This window comes from Streptomyces sp. RKAG290 (assembly GCF_023701695.1).
GTDB lineage: Bacteria > Actinomycetota > Actinomycetes > Streptomycetales > Streptomycetaceae > Streptomyces.
On the sequence record NZ_JAJOZC010000001.1, the window covers coordinates 3820143 to 3840577 of the forward strand.

The 20435-nt window shown below is 65.9% G+C and carries 15 protein-coding genes and 2 pseudogenes; 14 read left to right on the top strand and 3 right to left on the bottom strand.

Going from position 1 to position 20435, the window contains the following annotated elements; genetic code table 11:
- The first annotated feature begins 49 nt into the window (after positions 1-49).
- The 6 genes from LNW71_RS16715 (at position 50) to LNW71_RS16740 (ending at position 9470) form a co-directional block, all read left to right on the top strand.
- Positions 50-1687, top strand: coding sequence for a class I SAM-dependent DNA methyltransferase (locus LNW71_RS16715; RefSeq protein ID WP_250968952.1), 1638 nt, complete (start codon positions 50-52; stop codon positions 1685-1687).
- Positions 1680-2954, top strand: a complete 1275-nt coding sequence (locus tag LNW71_RS16720; RefSeq protein ID WP_250968953.1) for a restriction endonuclease subunit S — start codon at positions 1680-1682, stop codon at positions 2952-2954. The genes LNW71_RS16715 and LNW71_RS16720 overlap by 8 nt, the downstream gene beginning before the upstream one ends.
- Positions 2951-6184 carry a type I restriction endonuclease subunit R gene (locus LNW71_RS16725; RefSeq protein ID WP_250968954.1) on the top strand — a complete coding sequence of 1078 codons (3234 nt, stop codon included), beginning with the start codon at positions 2951-2953 and terminating at the stop codon, positions 6182-6184. Before LNW71_RS16720 ends, LNW71_RS16725 begins: the two co-directional genes overlap by 4 nt.
- Positions 6185-6853: 669 nt before the next feature.
- Entirely contained in the window at positions 6854-7240 is a 387-nt protein-coding gene (locus LNW71_RS16730) for an AAA family ATPase (protein ID WP_250968955.1), read from the top strand.
- Positions 7241-7281: 41 nt separating this feature from the next.
- Positions 7282-9114, top strand: coding sequence for a hypothetical protein (locus LNW71_RS16735; protein ID WP_250968956.1), 1833 nt, complete (start codon positions 7282-7284; stop codon positions 9112-9114).
- Positions 9111-9470, top strand: coding sequence for a hypothetical protein (locus LNW71_RS16740; protein WP_250968957.1), 360 nt, complete (start codon positions 9111-9113; stop codon positions 9468-9470). The genes LNW71_RS16735 and LNW71_RS16740 overlap by 4 nt, the downstream gene beginning before the upstream one ends.
- A 161-nt stretch (positions 9471-9631) precedes the next feature.
- On the opposite strand, the gene LNW71_RS16745 is transcribed toward LNW71_RS16740, so the two are convergent.
- Entirely contained in the window at positions 9632-10012 is a 381-nt protein-coding gene (locus LNW71_RS16745) for a hypothetical protein (protein ID WP_250968958.1), read from the bottom strand.
- A 90-nt stretch (positions 10013-10102) separates the two neighbouring features.
- On the opposite strand from LNW71_RS16745, the pseudogene LNW71_RS16755 reads away from it, so the two are divergent.
- Positions 10103-11274, top strand: a pseudogene (locus tag LNW71_RS16755) (IS3 family transposase).
- Here the strand turns inward: LNW71_RS16755 and LNW71_RS16760 are convergent.
- On the bottom strand, positions 11232-11624 hold the full coding sequence (locus LNW71_RS16760; RefSeq protein ID WP_250968959.1) for a hypothetical protein: 393 nt from the start codon (positions 11622-11624) through the stop codon (positions 11232-11234). The pseudogene LNW71_RS16755 and the gene LNW71_RS16760 sit on opposite strands and share 43 nt — an antisense overlap.
- Before the next feature lie 263 nt (positions 11625-11887).
- Between LNW71_RS16760 and LNW71_RS16765 the strand changes: the two genes are divergently transcribed.
- Positions 11888-12547, top strand: a complete 660-nt coding sequence (locus LNW71_RS16765; RefSeq protein ID WP_250968960.1) for an HAD family hydrolase — start codon at positions 11888-11890, stop codon at positions 12545-12547.
- Here the strand turns inward: LNW71_RS16765 and LNW71_RS16770 are convergent.
- Entirely contained in the window at positions 12528-13802 is a 1275-nt protein-coding gene (locus LNW71_RS16770; RefSeq protein ID WP_250968961.1) for a transcriptional regulator, read from the bottom strand. The genes LNW71_RS16765 and LNW71_RS16770 overlap by 20 nt on opposite strands.
- Before the next feature lie 255 nt (positions 13803-14057).
- Here LNW71_RS16770 and LNW71_RS16775 point away from each other — a divergent pair, with 255 nt between their 5' ends.
- The 6 genes and pseudogenes from LNW71_RS16775 to LNW71_RS16800 all read left to right on the top strand — a co-directional run bounded on the left by LNW71_RS16775 (position 14058) and on the right by LNW71_RS16800 (position 20240).
- The gene (locus LNW71_RS16775) at positions 14058-14966 is read left to right on the top strand and encodes an aminoglycoside phosphotransferase family protein (RefSeq protein WP_250968962.1); all 909 of its coding nucleotides are present in this window, start codon (positions 14058-14060) and stop codon (positions 14964-14966) included.
- 136 nt (positions 14967-15102) lie between these two features.
- Positions 15103-16298, top strand: a pseudogene (locus LNW71_RS16780) (methionine adenosyltransferase).
- Positions 16299-16345: 47 nt separating this feature from the next.
- The gene (locus tag LNW71_RS16785; protein WP_250968963.1) at positions 16346-17224 is read left to right on the top strand and encodes an aminoglycoside phosphotransferase family protein; all 879 of its coding nucleotides are present in this window, start codon (positions 16346-16348) and stop codon (positions 17222-17224) included.
- The gene (locus LNW71_RS16790; protein ID WP_250968964.1) at positions 17221-17931 is read left to right on the top strand and encodes a histidine phosphatase family protein; all 711 of its coding nucleotides are present in this window, start codon (positions 17221-17223) and stop codon (positions 17929-17931) included. Before LNW71_RS16785 ends, LNW71_RS16790 begins: the two co-directional genes overlap by 4 nt.
- Positions 17924-19216, top strand: coding sequence for a serine--tRNA ligase (gene serS, locus LNW71_RS16795; protein ID WP_250968965.1), 1293 nt, complete (start codon positions 17924-17926; stop codon positions 19214-19216). The genes LNW71_RS16790 and serS overlap by 8 nt, the downstream gene beginning before the upstream one ends.
- 1 nt (position 19217) lies before the next feature.
- Positions 19218-20240: a glycosyltransferase gene (locus LNW71_RS16800; protein WP_250968966.1), complete on the top strand. Its 1023-nt coding sequence runs from the start codon at positions 19218-19220 to the stop codon at positions 20238-20240.
- Positions 20241-20435 lie beyond the last annotated feature (195 nt).

Genomic DNA, 20435 nt, shown 5'->3' on the forward strand with positions numbered 1-20435 from the left:
GCCTCTGGCGCCCAGAAGTAGCAGGCGCAGCAACCAGGAAGTAGGAACGATGCCCCCGCGTAAGCGAACCGCCGCCGGACAGGGCGAACTGCCCGGTGTCTCCAGCACCAAGGAGATCCAGGACATCCTGTGGAAGGCCGCGGACAAGCTCCGTGGCTCCATGGACGCAGCCCAGTACAAGGAGTTCGTGCTCGGCCTGGTCTTCCTGAAGTACGTTTCCGACGCTTTCGCCGAGCGCCGCGACGAGCTGGCGGCTGACCCGGAGCTGGCGGCTATTCCGGAGCACCGGCGGGCGGCGTTCCTGGAGGAGAAGGACGAGTACACCGAGAAGAACGTTTTCTGGGTGCCTCCGACCGCCCGCTGGGACCACATCGCGGAGAACGCGTCCAGTGCGGAGGGCGGGGTGGGCAAGCTCCTCGATGAGGCCATGGACGAGGTGATGGGAGCGAACAAGGCGCTCACCGGCGTCCTCCCGAAGATTTTCAACCGCGACAACGTCGACCAGAAGCGCCTGAAGGAGCTGGTTGACCTCATCAGTGACGCCCGCTTCACCGGCCACGGCGACCGTCCCGCGCAGGACGTGCTGGGTGAGGTGTACGAGTACTTCCTGGGTCGGTTCGCGAGGGCGGAGGGCAAGCTCGCAGGCGAGTTCTACACGCCGGCGAGTGTCGTGCGGCTGCTGGTCGAGGTCTTGGAGCCATACGAGGGCAGGGTGTACGACCCGGCATGTGGGTCGGGCGGCATGTTTGTGCAGTCGGGCAAGTTCGTCGCCAGCCGGCGCGGCAAGGACCACACGCACGACATCGCGGTGTACGGCCAGGAGGCCAACGAGCGCACGTGGCGGCTGGCAAAGATGAACCTCGCCATCCACGGGATGGACCCGAAGGGCGTGGGGGAGCGGTGGGCGGACACGTTCGCCGACGACAAGCTGCCGCCCCACATCAAGGCCGACTTCGTGATGGCCAACCCGCCGTTCAATATGTCTGACTGGGCACGGAAGACGGACGACCCGCGCTGGCGGTATGGCGTACCGCCGCAGTCGAACGCCAACTACGCGTGGCTCCAGCACATCGTGTCGAAGCTGGGAGACCGGGGCAGCGCGGGCGTGGTGTTGTCCAACGGTTCGATGTCGTCGAAGCAGTCGGGTGAGGGGGAGATCCGCGCGGCAATGGTGGCGGCGGACCTGGTGGCGTGCATGGTTGCACTGCCGGCCAACCTGTTCCGCACAACGGCGATTCCGGCGTGTTTGTGGTTCCTGACGAAGGACAAGTCACCGCAGGGAACGAAGGCGTTGAACGACCGGCGCAGCCGGGTGCTGTTCATCGACGCACGGACTATGGGCACAATGCTCGACCGAACGGAACGCATCCTCACGGACGCGGACCTGGAGAAGATCGCTGATACGTACCACGCATGGCGGGGCACGAAGTCAGCTAAGGATAAAGGTCTTTCGTACGGGGACGTAGCGGGTTTCTGTCATAGCGTGACGCTGGAGGAGATCGAGAAACACGACTACGTGTTGACGCCCGGAAGGTACGTGGGTGCGGCGGAGGTTGAGGACGATCCGGAAGCCGAGCCGGTGGAGGAGCGCATCGCGCGGCTGACGAAAGAACTCTTTACCCACCTCGATGAGTCCACGAGGCTCGACGCGGTGGTCCGTGAGCAATTGGGGAAGATCGATGGCTAAAACTGAGACTGCCACTGGGGGGCGTGACGCTACCACCGGTGTGATTCCGGGACGTTGGGCGCTGAGCGTTGGAGACCCACAGACGGCTACAGCGCCAGGGTTTCGTTGGACTCGACTTTCGGATGTCGCCAGACTCGAAAGTGGACACACGCCGAGTCGTCGAAAGCCTGAATATTGGGGTGGCGGTATTCCTTGGATCGGAATCAAGGACGCGACGGGGAACCATGGCCGTACGATCACGTCGACGCTTCAAAGCGTAACAGAGTCAGGGATCGCCAACTCTTCCGCGCGGATCCTTCCTGCAGGGACCGTATGTTTGTCTCGAACCGCATCGGTGGGATATGTGGTCACGATGGGCGTCGAAATGGCGACCAGTCAAGATTTCGTTAACTGGGTTTGCGGTCCGAATATTTCCTCGAGATATCTGCACTACATTTTGATGTCGGAACGGGAATCTGTGCGACGTTTCGCTCACGGAACAACTCACCAAACCGTTTACTATCCCGAGGTGAAGGCGTTTCATGTCTGCATTCCTGAGCGGGCGGAGCAAGATGCCATCGCGAGGGTGCTCGGGGCTCTGGATGACAAGATCGCGATCAACGCGCGTATCGGAGACTCGGTGGACTTCCTCGTTGGTAGTTATTATCAGCGCTTGGTGAGTTCTCAGGTGCTCCGGAAGATGTCGCTTGGTGATATTGCGGACGTTAATAAGAGGACTGTGAAGCCCTCGGATGGGAATCTTCGCTATGTGGATATCTCGAGTGTCGGCGTTGGGTCCTATGAATGGCCGGAGCTGATTTCCTGGAATGAGGCGCCAGGGCGGGCGCGCCGGAAGGCTGCGGTTGGTGACACTATTTGGTCGACCGTTCGCCCTAATCGGCGCTCTCATGCACTCGTGCTTGACAATGATCCGAGTCTGGTCTTTTCAACTGGCCTCGCCGTTCTGAGTCCGAAGAGTGTTGGCGCTGCGCTTCTTTATGAAATCACTCGAACCGGTGATTTTCTAGGCTATCTGGAGAGTGTCGCCGAAGGTAGCGCTTACCCGGCTGTGCGGGCGGAGCGATTCAAGAACGCGCCGGTTCTCTTGCCAGCTGCCGAAGAGTGCGAAGCCTTTGAAAAGGTTGCCCTGGAGCTACGGCAGCGAGCACACCAGGCGGCAGTGGAATCCCGCACCCTAGCTACCCTTCGAGACACCCTTCTCCCCCAACTCATGTCCGGCAAGCTCCGCGTCCGCGACGCCGAGCGCATCGTGGAGGACGCCGTATGACCCGCGACAGCGACGCCAAGCACGACGGCAAGATGACCGAGTCCACCTGGGAGAACCTCGCCATGGACGAGCTTGGCGAGCTTGCCTGGGATGTCAAAGAAGGCTCCGCCATTGCCCCCGGCAGCGAAAGCCCCGCAGCTCGCAAGGACTGGGACGACCTAGTCCTCCACGGCACGCTCACCGAAGCGATCGAGCGCCTCAACCCCGACCTCCCCGCCGCTGCTGTCCACAAAGCCCTGCGCATCGCCTCAGACCCCGCTTCCACCGAGGCGTACCCGGAGAACAAGCAGGCGCACGCCCACCTCACCGATGGCGTCCGGCTCACCTACACCGATGACTTCGGCGCCGAGCAGACCCCCACCGTTCGCCTCGTCGACTTCACCGACCCCGACGCGAACACCTACCTCGCTGTCAACCAGGTCACCCTCCGGGACAGCGACGGCCGCCACCGCCGTCTCGACGTCGTCCTCTACGTGAACGGCCTGCCCTTCGCTGTCATCGAGCTGAAGAGCGCAGCCGCCGAGAATGCCACTCTCAAGAACGCTCACGCGCAACTCCAGACCTACCTGGCCGAGTTCCCGATCGCGTTCCGCTACAACGTCCTGTGCCTGGTCTCGGACGGCATCACCGCGAAGTACGGCACGGTCTTCACCCCGTTCGAGCACTTCGCCCCCTGGAACGTGGACCAGGACGGCGACCCCGTCGACACCAACGCCCCCGACTACGACGGCCTGGAGGCCCTCAGCCTCGCGCTGCACGGCCTGTTCACCCAGCCCCGCCTGCTCTCCCTCACCCGTAACTTCGTCAACTTCACGCCCACTGGGAAGCGCATCGCCAAACCGCACCAGCACTACGCAGTCACCAAGGCAGTAGACGCGATCGTCACCGCCTCCCAGAGCAACGGCCAGGCCGGCGTGGTCTGGCACACGCAGGGTGCTGGCAAGTCCGAGGAGATGGTGGAGACCTCCGCGTTGGTCTCCCGCCACCCCGCCCTCAACAACCCCACCATCGTCGTCGTCACCGACCGCAACGACCTCGACGACCAGCTGTACGACACTTTCCTGGACAGTCAGACCCTCCTCGGGCAGGAGCCCCGCCAGGTCGCCACGCGCGAGGAGCTCCGTAGCGACCTGAAGATCCGCAACGTCGGCGGAATCATCTTCACCACCCTGCAGAAGTTCGGCCTCAGCAAGGAGGAGAAGGACGCGAGTGCCAGCCATCCTCTCCTCTCCGACCGTCGCAACATCCTCGTCGTCGTCGATGAGGCACATCGTTCGCACTACGACAGCCTCGACGGGTACGCCCGTCACCTCCGCGACGCACTCCCGTACGCCACCCTTATCGCCTTCACCGGCACCCCGATTTCCAAGGCTGACGCTGACACCCGCGCGGTGTTCGGTGAGTACATCGACATCTACGACCTCAAGCGGGCCGTGGACGACGAGGCCACCGTCCGCGTCTTCCACGAGCCGCGCGTAATCGACGTGTCCCTGCCGCCCGGCATGGACCCGTCCAACATCGACGCGCAGGCCAATGCCCTCACCGAGGGTATGGACGACGCCGAGCGCCGCCGCGCCGTGCAGTACGCGGCCACGATGAACACGGTCTATGGCGCACCCGGCCGCATAGCGACCCTCGCCGACGACCTGGTGGCCCACTGGGAGACGCGCCGCGAGCTGGTGAAGCCGGATATCGGCGGCCCCGGCAAAGCGATGATTGTGTGTGCCACCCGCGAGATCTGCGTCAGGGTGTTCGACGCGCTGGCCGAACGCCGCCCGGACTGGGCGAGCGACGAGGTCGACCAGGGCGTCATGAAGATCGTCTTCCACGGTGACCGTACCGACCAGGAACACCTCCGCAAGCACGCCCTCCGCAAGTCCCAGCAGAAGACGGTCCAGGCACGCGCCAAGGACCCGGACGACGCGCTCGAACTGCTCATCGTGCACTCGATGCTGCTCACCGGTTACGACGCGCCGCCGATCCACACCCTCTACATGGACCGCCCCATGCAGGGCGCCAACCTGATGCAGGCCCTGGCCCGCGTCAACCGCCGCTTCCGAGGCAAGCAGGATGGCCTCTTGGTCGGCTACGCACCGCTCACCGACAACCTCACCAAGGCACTGCGCGAGTACTCGCAGCAGGATCAGCAGGACCAGACACTCGGTGCGGACATCGAGCGGGCCATCACCGAGGTCAAGAACGAACTGAGCACCATCAAGGGCCTGCTGGCTGGCTCGCACTGGCAGGAGCGGCTCGCCGGCACGACGCACCCCGAGCCGCGCAAGCGAGCCCTGCGGCTCACCTCCAATTTCCTTCGCGACCCGCGGACCCCCGGCAACAAGGTGGAGCCCGGAGCCGTACCGCTCTCCACCCGATTCAAGGACAGTGCCGCCCGCCTGGACCGGTTCTACCGGGTCTGCGCGATGAGTAAGGAAATCGCCGAGCGCTGCGAGGACCTGGCGGACTGGCGACGCGATATCTCGTTCTTCAGCGAGGTACGGGCTTGGATGGTCAAGCTCGACGCCGCCGACCGCGAGGCGACGGGCCAACCTCTGACCGCCGAGATCCGCCGCTACCTCGAAGCGCTCGCCGCCTCGGTTGTCGACGCCGACGAGATCACCGACCTGTACGAAGAGGCCGGCATCGGCAGGCTGGACATCACCCGCCTCAACGACGCGCAACTGCGCAAGCTGGAGAACTCCGAGACCCCGCACCTGGTCGCTGAGGCCCTGCGCCGCATGATCGAGCAGAAGATGCGCGAGGTGACGAAGCACAACGTCGTACGGCACGAAAGCTTCTCCGAGCGCCTGAACGACCTGATGCGGCGCTACATGCTCCAGCAGCTCACCAGCGTCCAGGTGATCGCCGAACTCGCTGCGATGGCCCGGGAGGTCTCCGACGAGGCCCGCCGCGGCGAGCGCTTCGACCCGCCGCTGAACCATGCGGAGCTGGCCTTCTATGATGCCGTCGCGCACCGCGACATGGCCGAGCTGATGGCTGGTGGAGACGACACACTGGCGAAGATCGCCCGGGCGCTCGTCGCGGACATCCGGAAGAACCTGTCGGTCGACTGGCTCTCCCGAGAGCCCGTCCGCGCCAAGCTGCGCACCCGGATCCGTCGGGTCCTGGCGATGTTCGACTACCCGCCGGAGGAGGAGAAGGAGGCCGTGGACTTGGTCCTCAAGCAGATGGAGACCTTCGCGGCCCAGTGGGCACCCGGCACGAAGTAGTCACGTCTCGGTGGATGGGCCGCAGCTCGGCTGCTCATCCACCGAGATCGCGTCACGGACCGGCCCTGGGCAGTGCCTTGCCCTGCCCAGGAGTCAAGAGCGAAGTCGCGTCGAGGCGCGCCGCGAGAGCAGGAACTTTCCCTTCGTGAAGTGCTCGAATCGGACGTTGACGGTCGGGGCGCGCCCTCCGGCAGCAGCGCTCTTGTGATCAATCGACGCAAGCCACGGCCGCGCCCCGGCTGGCGTACGAAGCGCGAATGCGTTTGGTCCGATTCGACGTCGCGGACGCCCTCTCCGGATCGTTCCCCGTCTGGTTCCACTGCCCCCCACCCAGCGAACCGGATCACGAAGCGAGTTTGTGCCGGGTATTGATAACCCTGGTTATCGATGAATTAGATGCTTGAACTCCCACGGTCTCTCTAATGTCTCGTTCTGACAGCGCCGGAGCGATGGAGCACTGGAGAAGACCGTGACCGAGCATCCTGAGAAGAAGGACCACCCCACCGACCACCCTGCCGCGGTGTCTCGGGGCAGAATGAGGAAGCGCCGACTCTTGCGCGTCTCCTGGACACCCGTCTCGCCGAGTCGGTCCTCTCCGACGCGGTCCAAGCGCTCATCCGCGAGGCACTGGGGGACAGCGAGGAGTCCGACGCATCCACTCTCTCCCGCGTGTACCTGCACTCGGTCTCCGTCACGGGATTCCGCGGCATTGGGCGCAAGGCCAGGCTCTGCCTCGCCCCCAAGCCGGGCGTGACGCTCGTGGTGGGGCGCAACGGCTCGGGCAAGTCCAGCTTTGCCGAGGGCATCGAGACGGCGTTCACCGGCAAGAGCGCCCGGTGGGACGGGCTCAACCCGGTGTGGCGTAACGACTGGCGCAATCTGCATGAGGACTCCGATCCGAAGATCGAGGTCAGGCTGGGCATCGGGGGAGACCCTCGGCCGAGCACGCTGACCTGTACATGGGATGGTGATGACGTCACGCTGCCGGAGGTCGAGTTCAAGCGGCCCGGACACGGCAGGGGCGCCTTCGACGGGCGGGCTGGAAGCAGGCGCTGACCGACTACCGGCCGTTCCTCTCCTACTCCGACCTCGACCGGATGATCAGCGGCAAGCCGGCCGCGATGTACGACGGTGTCGCCATGATCCTGGGCCTGGGGCAGCTCACCGCAGCGGACGGCAACCTTCAGCGCATGGAGAAGGCGCTGGACGCCGCGGTGAAGAGTGCCGAGGCGGAAGTGCCGGAACTCGTAGCGATGCTGTCTGCACTGGACGACACCCGGGCGGAGAAGGCGCTGGCCGCACTCAGCGCCGCGGGACCTCCGGACTTCGACACTCTGGCTGCTCTGGTGGAGGGTCGGCCCAGCACAGACGACGGCCACCTCAACACCCTGCGGGCCACCGCAGCCCTGACCGGCCCCCGGCTCGATGAGGTGGGCCGGGCCGTGGATCGGCTGCGCGAGGCTGTGGCCGTGTTGGACGACGTGCGGGCATCCGGCGCCGAGGACGCTCACCAGCGGGGTGCGCTGCTGGCGAAGGCACTGGAGCACAGCCGTCGGCACCCCGATGAGGAGTCCTGCCCAGTCTGCGGTTCGGAACGGTTGCTGGACGACGCGTGGGCCGAACGGGCGGTCGAGCAGATCGCCGTCCTCCAGCTGGAAGCCACTGCCGCCCAGGAGGCGCGTGGCGATCTGGCGGACTCGATGGACGCCGTGCGGTATCTCATCGCCCAGGCACCTGCATGGACGCCGGCTGCACTCGTCGATCCGTGGAAGGAGTGGACGGCCTGCCGGGGCATCACCGATGCCGAACAGCTCGCTGCGCGCGCCGAGACCGCCGCTCTGGTGCTGGCCGACGCCTGCGCAGTGCTGCGGGAGGAGGCGGGCCGGGAGCTGGAGAGGCTCGGTGAGGGCTGGCGGCGGGCCGTCGAGAGGACGGCCGGTTGGGTCGGGCCGGCCAGGGCCGCTCACGCCGGAAGGCCGAAGTTGCGACAGATCAGGGCGGCACGCAAGTGGCTCAAGGAAGCCTCCGGCGCACTGAAGCAGGAGCGGCTGCGGCCCTTCACCGACCACACGCAGCGGATCTGGGAGGACCTGCGGCAGCAGAGCAATGTCGGCCTGCGGTCGGTACGTCTGTCGGGTACCGACAAGGCTGCCGTGCGCAAGCTCGTCATGGATGTGTCGGTCGACGGCAAGAACGCTTCGGCGCTCGGCGTTATGAGCCAGGGGGAGCTGCATTCCCTCGCCCTTTCGCTCTTCCTGCCGCGTGCTGCCGCACCGGACAGCCCCTTCGGGTTTGTCGTGATCGACGACCCGGTGCAGTCCATGGATCCGGCCAAGGTTCATGGACTTGCGAAAGTCCTGCACGAGCTCGGCGAAACCCGGCAGGTGGTGGTCTTCACCCACGACACGCGGCTGCAGCACGCGTTCAATAATCAGGACCTCGCGGTGACGGTACTGGAGGTCGAGCGCGGCGAGGGATCCGCGGTGAAGGTGAAGCCGGTGACGGACCCGGTGGCGCAGGCAGTAAAGGACGCTCGGGCTCTCGCTAGTACGGCAAACCTGCCGACGGTGGCCATGACCCATGTGCTGCCGGGTATCTGCCGCACGGTGCTGGAGCGCGCCTTCACAGAGGCCGCGCGGGTGCGGCTGCACCGGTCCGCGTGCTCCGAGCACGATGCGGAGAAGGCAGTCGCCAAGGCCGAAACTCTGATGAAGATTGCCGCGCTGGGCCTGTTTGGCGACGCAGCCAAGACGGGGGACGTCTACCGGGAGCTGCGTCGGCTCTGCGGGGCGTACGCGCCGGATACGTTCAGCAAGTGCCAGGAAGGCGCCCATCCTGCCGGCACACCCATGCCTGCCCCCCATCGGTTCGTCGATCTGATCGAGGACATTGCGAAGAAGGTCCGCAAGCCTGAGGAGCCGAATCAGTGAACCCGCCAATTCAGCAGTTGCTCGACACCGCCGACAGGCTCCTCATGGATGAGCCCACGGCCATGGGGAAGAGCCGGTACCGCGGGGCGGCCTTCGCTCTGCGGATTGCCCTGGAATCCGCGGTCTGCGAGGTGCTTCTCGCTTCACCGCTCGCCGTCGGCAGAACGTCGGCGCGAGCGATGTTCCTCTGTCTCCGTGGCCACACCGACGCCGAGACCGCACGACGCGCGAAGGCAGTATGGAGGCTGCTGTGCCTGGGGTGCCACTACCACCAGTACGAGATCGGCCCCTCGGCGGAGCAGGTGCGGTCCTGGCGCCGTGAAGTCCACTCCGTCATTGCCCTGGTGAGCACCTGATCGCCCCATCCACGCCAGTAACCGATACAGGGGAGCCGATTCCCGCAATCGGCTCCCGAAGGCCGCCGTATCCTCATGAGGGGGGGTGCGGCGAGCGGCTCAGCACAAAAGACTCCGGCGGCGCCAGGGGTACTGCCTGAATTGGGATGCTCGTGTGCTTGTTACTCCGGAACATAGGACGCTTCATCGGTTACAGGCTCATCCCACTTGTCCCACGCAGCCTTCGCGCGTTCCCCCTGCGGGCCACCCCACCTCATGAGGTTCATCTGCCTGTTGCCCAGAACCGACCCTCGAATCTGATCGTTGATGGTGCAAACCTCAAGAAGGTGCTCCATCTGCTCGTCAGTCATTGCGTGGACAAGACCATTGAGGATGGAGAGCACTGCTGCCCCGCCCTCGTACGAGTTTGCTTTCTCAGCCAGCGTGATCAGAGCAGGAACAAGCCGAGGATCGGGTCGCTCTCCGAGATAGAAGGCCACCGCCCCCGTCATGCCCCTCAAGGCTCCAGGCGTGACGATGTCCGCAAGTCGACTCAGCAGCATCCATCGACTGGGGCAGGCTGGGCTTGATCCGCTTTGGCGGACATTCGAGATCTGGGGTTCAGCCCCGGGAGGATGTCCATCATGGAGAGCATGGGGAAGAAGAAGCCTCGCCGCCCTCGCCGGTCGTTCACGCCGGAGTTCAAGGCCGAGATCGTCGGGCTGTGCCGACGGGGTGACCGCTCGGTCGGTCAGGTGGCCAAGGACTTCGAACTGACCGAGACCGCCGTGCGGGACTGGGTGAAGCAGGCCGAGGTCGACGCGGGCGAGCGCAACGGGCTGACCAGCGGCGAGCGCGAGGAACTGGCCGCGCTGCGACGGGAGAACCGTCGGCTGCGCGAGGATGTTGACATCCTCAAGCGGGCCACGGCTTTCTTCGCGAAGGAGACCCGGTGACGGTGCATCCGTTCATCGAGGCGGAGAAACGTGCAGGTCACAGCGTCAAACGGGCGTGTGAGCTGATGAAGGTCTCCCGGACCGCCTTCTATGCCCGCCGCTCCGGCCTGCCCGGTCCTCGTGCGGTGCGGGATGCCGAGCTGACCGAGCAGATCACCGCAGTCCATGCGCGATCGCGCGGGACCTACGGGGCCCCGCGCGTGCATGCCGTACTCACACGCGAGGGCGTCGGGTGCGGTCGGCGTCGTGTCGCACGACTGATGCGGGCCGCCGGACTGCAGGGCCGGCACCGCCGCCGACGGCACGTGACCACGGTCCCCGATCCCAAGGCTGCCTTGCGTCCCGACCTCATCGTCCGGGACTTCCAGCCCGGCCGCACCGGGCTCGATGCCCGCTGGTGCGGCGACATCACCTACATCCCGACCGATGAGGGCTGGCTCTATCTGGCCACGGTCATCGACATCGCCTCCCGGCGCGTGGTCGGCTGGGCAACCGCCGATCACCTGCGGACCGAGCTGGTGGCCGACGCACTGACAGCCGCCTGCCGGCAGCGGCGCCCCACCCGTCCCGTGATCTTCCACTCGGATCGCGGCTGCCAATACACCAGCCAGCAATTCGCTTGCCTGGCAGTCCAGTTCGGAATTCGGCTGTCGGTCGGCCGCACCGGTCAGTGCTGGGACAACGCGCTCGCCGAGTCGTTCTTCTCGACCATCAAACGGGAACTGCTCGGCACCTCCGCCTGGCCCAGCCGGGCCGCCGCCCGCACCGCGATCTTCGACTTCATCGAAGGCTGGTACAACTTGCACCGACTGCACAGCAGCCTCGGCTACCTCAGTCCCGCTGAGTACGAGAGCGCACTCGCAGCCTGACCACCACACCAATGGTGTCCGTCAAAGCGGAGCAAGCTCACTTCCTCGCGGGCGCCGACCAGTTCCAACTCGTTGCGAGCCCGTGTGACGAGGTTGCGCTCGAACGCCTGGAGGGCGTTGACATTGTTCCCCTTGATGGCCCGGTCCAGTTCCGCCTGCATCTGTGCCGCTACACCGCCATCCTCGGCCAGAAGCCGGATCTTGCCGATGACGTCGGCCGCTACCGCGATCCAGATGGAGATGAGCGCAGCACGGTATGCCCCGGCGCCGTATGCCGCCACCGCCTCCTCTACGTATCTACGTGAGGTGAGCGACCGCACCTGGTTCTTGACATCCTCCAACGCACGCATGCCCCACCCCTCCGAGACGTCCAACGAACAAGCAGGTTAGGCGCGCGAGCAGCCGCGCAAGGGCACTTCCCGAGGATCGACCTTCGGCTGCTCGCGCCCAGACGGCTTGCTGCCTGGATGCGAAAGCCATGCGATAGGGGTTCAGACCCGGCTCCCGCCCTGCCCTCGTGGCGTCCCTATCGCCATCGGTGGCCAATGGAAGGGCCGGTCGCAATCCGAAGGTGCTGCTTCGCTGCCGTGATGGACCGTCTAACCTGCCGACCATGATTCGTGCTGTGGTGTTCGATGTCGGTGAGTGTCTGGTGGACGAGACTCGGGAGTATGGGACTTGGGCAGACTGGCTGGAGGTGCCGCGGCATACCTTCGCGGCGATGTTCGGAGCGGTCATCGCGCAGGGGCGGGACTACCGCGAGACGTTCCAGGAGTTCCAGCCCGGGTTCGACCTGGCTGAGGCGCGGGAGAAGCGTGCGGCTGCAGGTAAGCCTGAGTGGTTTGGTGAAGATGATCTCTACCTGGATGTGCGGCCCACGCTGACAGCGCTGCGAGACGCGGGCCTGTGGGTGGGCATCGCGGGGAATCAGACCGTTCGGGCCGGCGGACTGCTGCGCGGCCTGGACCTGCCGTCCGACCTGATCGCCACCAGCGACGACTGGGGAGCGTCGAAGCCGAATGTGGCCTTCTTCGAGCATGTCGTCGAAGCGACGCCTGCTGAGCCGGGCGAGATCTTGTACGTCGGCGACCGTCTCGACAACGACATCCGCCCGGCTGTGCAGGCTGGCCTGCTGACAGCGCTGATCCGGCGTGGGCCCTGGGGCACGATCCAGCAGCGTGATCCGGACGCCGACGCAATTACGACGATGCGGATCGACTCGTTGGCGGAGCTACCGGAGAAGATCGCTAAGTTCAACGCTGGAGAGCGCTGACTGTCGTACCCCAGTCGTAGAGGCGGTCGTCGAGGTCGCGGACGCACTGCTCGTTCTGCCAGGGAGTGAGCGTGCGCCGGACCTCGCGGACGCGGTCCATGCCGGTGGCGTACCAGGTGATGGCAAGTTGGTCGAGCGCCTGGGTTGCGTACCGGCATGCCTCCTCCGGTCGGTTGTCCGCAGCTTCGACCGCGGCGAGGTCGCCAAGGATGACGGTGCGCTGCTTGTCCGATGTAGGCGGCAGGTCGTTGAGGACCTGGCCGAGGGATTCCCGCGCTTGGGGGTAGTGGCCGGCCTTGAGCTGCGTATTGCCCTTGAAGGCAGCCAGGCGGACAGGGCTGAACCAGTCCATCCATACAGGCGTGGGGCGCTCGGAGCCTGCGGCGAGGGTGTCCTCCGCGTGGCTGATCAGTTGTAGCGCGGTCCGCGAGTTCCCGCAGCGGGTCTCGCACTCGGCTTCGACGGCATCGAGCCAAGCCCAGAGTTCCGAGGAGGCGTCTTCGCGGCGTGCGTAGGTGCGGGCGGCGACCATGCGCTCGACCGCTGCATCCCTGTCTCCTGCCCACCCAGGTATGAAGGCCATGTGAGCGAGGACTGCCGATCCGAGGAGTGAGTCGTCGGCTTCGCCCGCGGCCTGTAGGGCGCGCAGGAGTGTGTCGGACGCCTGGTCGGGCTGGCGTAGGTCGAAGAATTCGATGCGGCCGGCGAGCAGGTAGGACTCGGCCAGGGCAGCGGCGAGGATCCTGCGGGTGGGGTTCGCTGTCTCGGGCAGCAGAGCGCAGCCAAGCCGAGCGTGTTCCATGACTGCTGGGTGAAGGGTGGCCGGCGCCACCGACCAGTACAGGTGTCGGTGGGAACGCGTGATGGCCTCGAAGTCGCTTCCAACCGAAGCCGGTTGTGTCGCGGTGGCGGACTGGGCGGGGACTGAGGCCAGCCGCGTTCCGGACAGGTGGCGGTGTGAGGAATGGCCAGCTGTCGTCTCGGGCTGGCGACGTTCAACCCCCCAGGGCGGGGTGAAGCCGAGGTCCTCCATGCTCTGGCCCAACAGGTGGGTCAGGACTCGGTGAACGTCAGGCTGGGGCCAGGGTGGTGTGGCGGACTCCCAGCGCCGGACCTGTCGGACTCCGACGGCCAGTCCGCGGATGCCGAGCTTGGGTGCGGCCTTGGTGATGGCGTCAGCCAGGGCTTGTTGGGAGTTGTATCCGGCAGCCATGCGGGCGGCCTTGAGTCGGGTGTTGCCTGCGGGACGGGACATGGGTCTCCTCGGGATGAGCTCTCGTCAGAGAGTGCCACGCGATGTCCCCACCACGACACGGAATCATCCGTGGACGAGCAAGTAAGCCCTGTAGATGTCCCCTTGATGACCTATCAGAGTCCTTGAACAGGGCCTGATGGGCCAGGATGATGGCACTTCCACAAGCCCAGCAGCAAGCGGCTGCGAGCAGCAGCTAGGCGGCAGAGCCGCGTCGACGGCGCTGACGGCCAGTTCACTCGCAGCAGCATCGGCAGTATGGAGGTGAGAAGGATGGGCAGCGCGAACATGGCGGAGCCGTGGATCGAGCATGATCTCGGCCCATTCGGACCGGCAGCCCTCAAGTCGTACTCCGAAACGCGGCACGCCACGGACGGCAGTGCGTTCCTGAAGGTCTACTTGGGCATCGATCCCGAGGGCCGGCGTCGGCGCGAGGTCGCGACGATTGAGCGCGCGGTCCTACGGGGAATCTCGGTTCCGCCCGTCCTGGCCACGGGGAGGGGCGAAGCCGGATCGTGGACAGCGTTCCGGTCTGTGGCTGGGACACCGTGCTCGACAGGCACGCACGAGGCAGTTGAGGAATACGTCGATCACGTCGTGGCTGTGAGTGGACGACTGCACCGGTCCACTGCCGGTCTCACTTCAGGATCCGGGTGGGAGGCGCGGCGTGCCGATCTCGGTTCGTCCCGCCAGTTCCTTCTCGACCAGTTCTCTCCTCGCTGTCAGAGACTGCCGTGGTGGGCGGTGCTGAGTACAGCTCTGCGAGCCATCGATGCGCATCCGGTCGTTCACCTGCACGGTGACCTCAAGGCCGAGCACCTCCTCGTCGATGGCGCTCGCCTCCACGTCGTCGACTGGGAGGCGAGCGCCCGAGGGCCGGCCGTCCTGGACTACGCAGACGTGGTCTTCCACCTCATACGCGACCTGCTGTACGAGGGCGTGCCACCCGGACGTGTCCCGATCGATCTCGTGACCCGGCTGCCGTTCAGCGGGCCGGTTCTCGCCTGGCGACTACTCCTCTGGCTCGACCGGCGTCGCCCCGGAGACATCGACCTCGTCACCGCCCACGACGTCTACCGGCTCGCAGCCGAAGAGCAGGCCGCCTCCGCGTACAGGTCCCTGGCTCACGCCATCCTCCGCCTCCGCGCTGTCGGCGTTCCTCGTTGAATCCACGCTTCATCGATCGTCCAGGCGCGCTGACGCCTGTGCTCAGCTCATCCGCTTCTGCCCCCTTGAACGGGAGTTCGTGATGCCTCGTACGAGCACGACCATCGAAAACAGCCACCTCGTCATCGACACCGGCATGGCCCATCCGGATGCGACGACCATCGTGGAACGCAAAGGGCTCGGCCACCCGGACACTCTTGCTGACCACCTTGCCGAGCGATTGTCCCGCGCTTACAGCCGATACACCGTTGCACGCTTCGGCGCCGTGCTGCACCACAACTTCGACAAGCTCGCACTCCTTGGCGGGGCCAGCGAGGTCCGCTACGGGGAGGTGGGATGACGTCGCCGGTGCGGGTCCTGGTCAACGGGAGGGCGGCACCAGCCTGCGCTGGTGAGCGCATCCCGGTCACGGAGATTGTGGAAGCCGAGGTTCGGGCGTTCTTCGCCGAGCGGCTCGCCGAGGTCTCGGAGCACCTCGACATCACCTTCAACATCACCAGCAATTCGAGTCCAGGCGCCGTCCTCACCGGCGACGCGGTGCCGGACCGAACCCGCTGGTTCAACCCACGCTCCATAGACGATCTTCGCGAGCGGCGTGTGCGGCTCTCGAATGACACCTCCCTCGGCACTGGCTGGGCGCCGGAGAACCCCTTCGAGTCCTTCGTCCGTGAGCTGGTGGACCACTTCTCCGGCGAGAGCGAGTTCACCCTCCCCCGCGCGTGGTGCGGCTCGGACGTCAAGCTCATGGGGTACTGGGACGGGGAGCAGGCGGACGTCGTGCTGTGCGTCCCCCAGAAGTCGCGTCACGTCGGCAGCCGCGCGGAGTACGTCGGAAACACCGAGAGTGTCCTTGCTGAGTGCTACCGGCTTGCCGACCTTCGACTGCCCGGCTCCAAGGCCCGCTTCCGATTGAACGCACGCGACGTCCCGGAGAAGGACGAGTTGTACCTGACCTACTCCGGCAGCTCGATCGAATCCGGTGACGAGGGCGTGGTGGGGCGAGGCAACCGCGTGAACGGGCTGATCACGCCGTTACGGCCGATGAACCTGGAGGGTGCCAACGGCAAGAATCCCGTCTACCACGTCGGCAAGCTCTACAACGTGGCCGCGCAGCGACTCGCCAGCCGGCTTCACGAGGCAACCGGAGGACACGCCGAGGTTCATCTGGTGAGCACCACAGGACAGCGGCTCGATCAGCCCTGGCGCATCCTCGTCCGCCTGTCCTCGCCGGACGCCGAGGTCGACAAGGTGCAAGCACTGGTCGCGGAGGCTCTCGGCGAGTTCCCGGCCCTGACGGATGAGCTCGTTTCCGACGGGATCGTGCTGAGCTGATGAGGACGCGGACGCTCGGAGAGATTCCCACAGGGTGCCGACAGCGATTGCTCACCCACTACGGGCCCGAGGTCCAAGCGTGGCTGGACGCAGCCCCTGGCCTGCTGGAGCAGGCCGCGGAGCGCTGGGAGCTGTCCCTCAGCAGCTACCACGACGCCGGACACGCCTCAGTGATCGCGTTGGCGACCTCCTCCGACGGCCGTCCCCTGCTCCTCAAGGCATGGGCTGACCCTGCTCGGTACCGGCACGAGATCAGCGCACTGCAACTGTGGGCCGGCGGCCCCACTGCGGACGTGGTCGAGGTGGCGAACGATCTTGGGGTTGCCGCACTGGAACTGGTGGGGGGTCGCCCCGGTGGCGCGGATCGGCCAGCACGCGAAATCCAGATGGTTGCTGTCGCCCTCCACGGGCTGCACACCCTCGGCCGGCGCAGGAACCGGCCCACCGGCTTTCCGCTGCTCGCAGACCACCTGCGAACGGAAATGCTGCCCCGGATCGAGCAACGGATACAGACAGTCCGCCTCGGTGCGTGGCGTCCCCTCATCGACGCCGTCTGCCCGTCGCTTGCCGACCTGACGGAAGACGCAGGCCGCACGACCGTCCTGCACGCGGACCTGTACCGCGAGAACGTGCCCTTCGACTGGATGGGCCTCCCGCGCCTGCTCGATCCGCTGCCCATGGTGGGCGACGCAGTGTTCGACTGGGCCTTCTGGACCGTCTACTACGACCTCGGACACGGAATCGACAGGCGGCTCGCCGCTGCCGCCCGAATCTCCCGGATCCCCGTCCCGGTATTGGCTCCATGGTGCAGAGCACTGGCCGTCGACGGATTTCTCTTCTACATCGAGTCCAGAGATCCGAGGGCACAACGCATGTCGGAAGTGCTCTCCAGCCTTTCACCGTCGATCCCAAGGAGGGACTCGTGACCACCTACGTCCTCCGCCACGGGCAGACCAACTACAGCAGGCGGTATCTGGTCAATGGCGACCCGTCCAAGCCCATCCAGTTGACCGAGGAGGGACGGCAGTCGCTGAGCCGGGGCTGGTCGACCCTTCCCCTCCACGCAGTGCGGACGTGGCTGACCAGCGAATTCCCCCGCGCTCAGCAGACAGCATCTCTGTTGATGGGTGTTCCCGCAGCGGCGCTGGTCATCGACCCGCATCTGAACGAACTCGACTACGGGGCCTTTGAAGGCGGCCCGTTCCTGGAATACGCGGTCTGGCTTGACAGCCACGGCGCGACCAAGCGCCCAGAGGGCGGAACCGAATCCCAGCGAGAGGGCATCCGGAGAATGCTCAAGGGAGTGCTCGCTGCCCTGGAGCATCCCGGGCCCCGCGTCCTCGTAGGGCATGGCCTGCTGATCTCCGTGCTCCTCTGGCACAAGAGCCGCTGCTCGGACGAGGCAATGCCGCTCTTCTTCCCGGAGGCGCCCTACGTCGAGCCGATCGTCGTACCTGACGCCGAGCTGCCCGTCTGGATCACGGCGCTGCTGAGTGATCTTGACCGAGACGCGCGCCAAGAAGCCGCCGGCCGTGATAGCGCGGCCATATTGCGGATCTACGGAGGCTCGGCGGTTGCTACCGTCGAATCCGCATCCCACTCGCCTGATCTAAAGGATCTTCCTCATGCATGATGCCCGCGCCCTGATCGAAATGGGTGCCGAAGCGGTTCGTCGGCTCGCTCGTCGTGGTTACACACTGGACCTGTCCGCACTGGAGGACCTCCAGTCTCGGCGCAACCAGAACATCCGCTCGGCCGACGAGCTGCGGGCAGAGTCCAAGCGGGTGGCGAGCGAGGTCCAGCAGACGGCCAAGCAGGGCGGTGACATTGCCAAGCTGAAGGAGCGCGCTCGCCAGCTGAAGGACGAGATCCGGGAGATCGAGGCTGGGCAGGAGCAGGTCCAGGAACAGCTCCGCGACCTCCTCCTCAGCATCCCGAACCTGCCGGACGATGCGGCACCCGATGGTGACTCCGATGCGTTCGCGGTCGAGGTCAGGCGCGTCGGCACACCGCCGGCCTTCCCGTTCGAGCCGAAGGACCACGTCGACCTCGGCGAGGCCACCGGCATCCTCGACTTCGCACGGGCGACGAAGCTCTCCGGCCCGCGCTTCGCGGTCTCCCGCGGTGCCGGAGCAGCGCTGGAGCGAGCCCTGGCGACTCTCTTCCTCGACCTCCACACCCGCCGGCACGGGTACATCGAGCATGCGGTCCCGTACCTGGTCACCCGTAGGACCATGACCGGCACCGGGCAGCTGCCGAAGTTCGAGGAGGACCTGTTCAGGACCGGCGTCGCCGATCGGGAGCTGTTCCTGATCCCGACCGCGGAAGTTCCGCTGACCAACCTCTACGCCGACGAGATCATCCCTCCCGCTGAGCTGCCTCTGGCGCTCACCGCGCACACGCCGTGCTTCCGTTCGGAGGCCGGATCGTACGGGCGGGACACCCGGGGCCTGATCCGCCAGCACCAGTTCTCCAAGGTGGAGATGGTCCGGATCGTCGATCCGAAGGACGCTGACGCCGAGCTAGTAAAGATGGTTGGCCATGCCGAGGCATGCCTGAAGGAGCTCGGCCTCGCCTACCGGGTCGTCACCCTCCCCGCCGGCGACACGGGCTTCTCCGCCCAGCTCACGTACGACATCGAGGTCTGGATCCCGAGCCAGAACACGTACCGCGAGATCTCCTCGATCTCCAACTTCGGCACGTTCCAGGCCCGCCGCGCGAACATCCGGACCCGCGGTGAGGACGGCAAGCCCAAGCTCGTCGCCACGCTCAACGGCTCCGGCCTCCCCGTCGGCCGAACCGTCGCCGCGCTTCTCGAACAGTCCCAGCAGGAGGACGGCTCCCTCGTCCTGCCCGAATCCCTCTTCCCGTACCTCGGCTTCCGCCGTATCTCGGCGGACGGAACACCGGAGGCATAACGTGCTCGTCGGCGTCTGCGACTTCCCTGGTAGCTACGCCTTTCCACCCGCCGGATACGGCGGGATCGAACGATGGCTGTGGGCGGTCGCCGTAGGCGCCCGAGCCGCAGGCGCCGACGTACACCTTCTGGGGCCGGGCTGGCTCACTGACCTGAAGAACGACTGGGTCCGTAAGCCGGTCCGCCTGGAAGACATCACCACCGGATCGCTCGCCTCACGCGATCTGCGAAGCACCGGATACGACCTACTGGTCGTCGGGCACGAATATCCGTCGCTGCCGGCTTGGACGCGTACCTGGAACGAGCTGGACTGCGACGTCGCCACGTTCCAGCACTCCCCCGTCTTCCAGCACGCCGACTCGGCCTTCGACGGCAAGCGGTCACGTCTCTACTGCTACTCGCCCGAGATGATCGAGCGCTACGCAGAACATCAGCCAATCCCTGAACTCGCTGTCCACCTCGGCCTTGACGAGGAAGAGCCGCCGGCAACAGCAGGCAGTGACCTCGTGTGGCTCGGCCGCATAGACGAGGAAAAGGCGCCGCACATCGCCGTCCGGGCCGCCCAGATCCTCGGCCGCCGAATACAGATCGTCGGCCCGGTATTCGATGAGGCATACATGCGACGCCACGAACGCCTCTTCAGCGCAAGCCACGTGAAGTGGGTCGGCGAACTCGGCGGCCCCGCCAAGACCGCCGCTATCCGCGGCGCCTCCGTCTTCGTCTACACCTACGCCCGTACGTATGTGGAGGCTGGCGCCGCAGTCTTCGGGGAGTCTCTCCGTGCCGGAACCCCCATGGCCGCGCTCACGTGGCGCGATGGAACCTGCGCCGAGGCGGCCCTGTGCGATCGTACGGGCGTGATTACGGTGGCCCACCCGGACCAGAGCGACGAGACAGCAGCGGAACTTCTGGCCCTGGCCATCGACCAGACCGAGGACCTCAACCACACGGAAGTCCAGGAGATCGGGATACATCGCTTCGATCCGACCCGCCACTTCACGGCGATGTCGACTCGGTCATGCTGACGCATTGGGCCAGGGAACACGCGCTCAGAACGTCACCCCCTCCTGAGGGCAATCTACCTGCAGCGCTACAGCAAGTCCTCGGTAAGCAATGGGAGTTCTCTGCCTCCGACGGGCGGATCGCGATCGAACACGCGCACAGGGGAACTCCGTACTGCCCTCCTCGCCGCGCCCCGTCATGGGAGGAGCTGCTGGCGG